Origin of the sequence: Telmatospirillum sp. J64-1, assembly GCF_006980715.1 — a bacterium.
GTDB classification, from domain to species: domain Bacteria; phylum Pseudomonadota; class Alphaproteobacteria; order Rhodospirillales; family Magnetospirillaceae; genus Oleiliquidispirillum; species Oleiliquidispirillum nitrogeniifigens.
Genome location: NZ_SBHN01000063.1, coordinates 1 through 2,283, shown reverse-complemented (window position 1 = coordinate 2,283; position 2,283 = coordinate 1). Strand labels below are relative to the sequence as shown.

Genomic DNA, 2,283 nt, shown 5'->3' with positions numbered 1-2,283 from the left:
GGTTGTTTTCAGCACCTTCAACGGCCGCTTCTTCGGCACCGGCCCCCAAGGCCGTTTCAATTCGGACAGCACTGCCCACGATGGTGAGACCTGGTTCCAGGCGATGCTGAACTTCTTCTTGGTTCCCCACAACTCTGCTGCGTGAGGACGATCATGACCATGAAATACTTTGTGCTGTCTGCCGAGGACTATCCGAGCCAGCAGAGCGAAAGCGACACGTTGCATCTGGTCGATGTGCTGACCGATGTCGCGGATGAACGCTGGGCGCAGGACCTGCAATGGGGCGGGCCGGAGCATGACGATCAGCACACGTCCCTAGAATGGCGCGCCCTGATCGGGGCGCATACGCATGACCTGATCGATGGCCGGGGCAATGCCGCCCCTGATTACCGCGAGCGCCTGGTCAAGATCGCCGCCCTGGCGGTGGCGGCGATCCAGAGCCATGACCGGACAGCCTCCATAATCAACGTTCTGGGGAGCGGGCCGGAGCCCATCGCTCTGAAGGAGGATGTGTGATGTGCGATTGCGTCGACAAGATCAACCTCGCTCTATCTGAAGGTGACCAGGAATTGCCGACTGTCGTTGCCCGCAGAGGCGATGACTTGGTTCTTGAACTGTCCATTCCCCTGATGCGGAAAGATGAAGGGAAGATCGAGAGCCGCAAAGGCAGGCCCCGGAGGATGGTCGCCAAATACTGCCCTTTCTGCGGAGAGAAGCAGCGGGATTGAGGCGAAACGCCCGGCGTCGCTGACGGCGCCGGACGTCGGCGGGCGACTGGCCACCCCGCCCTGATGAGCCAGGCCAGGAGATGATGCGATGGATATCACACATACCGGCACGGACCGAATTCCCGGTCAACTACGGGAGCTTTACGATCTGTTGGTGGCGGCGGCCGAGGCCGGACTGCCGTGCCCCAGCAACAGCGAGATCATGGATCGGGGCATTATTCGAGGTGATCACACCAAATGCACCGCCGCCCTTCAACGCCTGGCCTCGGCAGGGCTGATCCGGATCGAGGTCGGCATCAACTGGCGCAAGGTCACTATCTTGGCCTCCGGCCAATCGACACGCAAGTCCAGCGGCCGCCGCCGTGGCAGCGTGCGCCGTATGACGCCTTCCGACATTGCCGGAACGACGAGCAACATTCGGCCGGCCAAGCGAACCTGCCTGCGCTGCCGGAGAAAGTTCGAGTCTCAAGGTCCGCATAACCAGATGTGTGGGCCGTGCCGCAATGCTGCATCGGAGATTGCCGCATGAAGCGCCGGCCTGCCCCCAGCGTTGCCGAGATCAACGCTGCTTTCACTGCCGCCGGCAAGGGCAAAGGCCGAAAGCTGGCCCAACTGGTGAAGTCCTTCTCTCTTGAAGATCTCAGCGCTGCCTTCAGCGCCCAAGGCCCTGCACTAGATCGCTGGGAAGGAGAGGCGTTGCGATCCGCCTTGGCCTATGCCGCCGGTCGCAAGGAATGCCGTGAACTCTGGGCTGCCGGGCGGCGGCAGGCCCGCAAAAGGTCCCCTTTGCAGACCGATCCCGAGGGAGCCGACCATGCGTAATGCCATGCTGGCCAAGGTCCATATCGCGCGCAAGGAACTCGCCCTCGACGAGGAGACCTATCGCGCCATCCTCAAGCGGATCACCGGCCAAGACAGCGCCAAGGGCCTGCGCGATCACCAACTCGACCAGGTGCTGACAGAGTTTCGGCGCTTAGGGTGGAAGCCGGCGAAGGCGGCCTTGCCGGCACCGGCAGCCCGCGATCCGCAATCGCAGATGATCCGGGGGCTTTGGATCGAGCTGGGCAAAGCGGGGCAACTCGTCGACCGCTCCGAGAAAGCCCTGCGCGCCTGGATCGAGAACCAGGTCGGCAAGTCCGACCTGCGCTTCTGCGATGCCGCCCAAAAGCGCCAATTGATCGAGCAGCTGAAGCGCTGGTCGGCGCGGGTTGGGATCGATGTCGGCTGATGACACCACCACTTGGCCTGTGGGGTTGCAGCGCCTGGCCGAGATTGTCGGCGCCAAGGCCGCGCTGCAGCTTGCCGAGACTATCGGCGGGGTGCGCACTGCAATCCCCAAGAAGATGAATTCCGACCATCCCCTGGCCAAGCTAATCGGCCGGGAGGAATTCGCGAAGCTGATCTATGTTTATGGCGGCGACACTATCGAAATCCCTAAAGGATCGTTCAAACGGCTTTTGAAGGCCGAGATCTTGAACGCCAAGGGCAGCACGCGCAGCATCGCCTTGCGCGTCGGCTGCACCCAACGCTATGTCAAGAAGCTACGGCAGGCCAC

General features: G+C 62.3%; 6 protein-coding genes. All 6 read left to right on the top strand.

Going from position 1 to position 2,283, the window contains the following annotated elements; translation table 11 throughout:
- Positions 1 to 153 precede the first annotated feature (153 nt).
- Positions 154 to 516 carry a hypothetical protein gene (locus EPD66_RS23725; protein ID WP_142851033.1) on the top strand — a complete coding sequence of 121 codons (363 nt, stop codon included), beginning with the start codon at positions 154 to 156 and terminating at the stop codon, positions 514 to 516.
- A complete protein-coding gene (locus tag EPD66_RS23720) occupies positions 516 to 728 on the top strand; it encodes a hypothetical protein (protein WP_142851032.1) in 213 nt (70 codons plus the stop codon). Before EPD66_RS23725 ends, EPD66_RS23720 begins: the two co-directional genes overlap by 1 nt.
- 88 nt (positions 729 to 816) lie before the next feature.
- On the top strand, positions 817 to 1,257 hold the full coding sequence (locus tag EPD66_RS23715) for a hypothetical protein (protein WP_142850991.1): 441 nt from the start codon (positions 817 to 819) through the stop codon (positions 1,255 to 1,257).
- Positions 1,254 to 1,550, top strand: a complete 297-nt coding sequence (locus tag EPD66_RS24260; RefSeq protein WP_185961604.1) for a hypothetical protein — start codon at positions 1,254 to 1,256, stop codon at positions 1,548 to 1,550. Before EPD66_RS23715 ends, EPD66_RS24260 begins: the two co-directional genes overlap by 4 nt.
- Entirely contained in the window at positions 1,543 to 1,956 is a 414-nt protein-coding gene (locus EPD66_RS23710) for a gp16 family protein (protein WP_185961603.1), read from the top strand. Before EPD66_RS24260 ends, EPD66_RS23710 begins: the two co-directional genes overlap by 8 nt.
- Positions 1,946 to 2,283: hypothetical protein (locus EPD66_RS23705; protein ID WP_221931108.1), on the top strand; the 338-nt coding region annotated here is incomplete at its 3' end. The genes EPD66_RS23710 and EPD66_RS23705, both read left to right, overlap by 11 nt.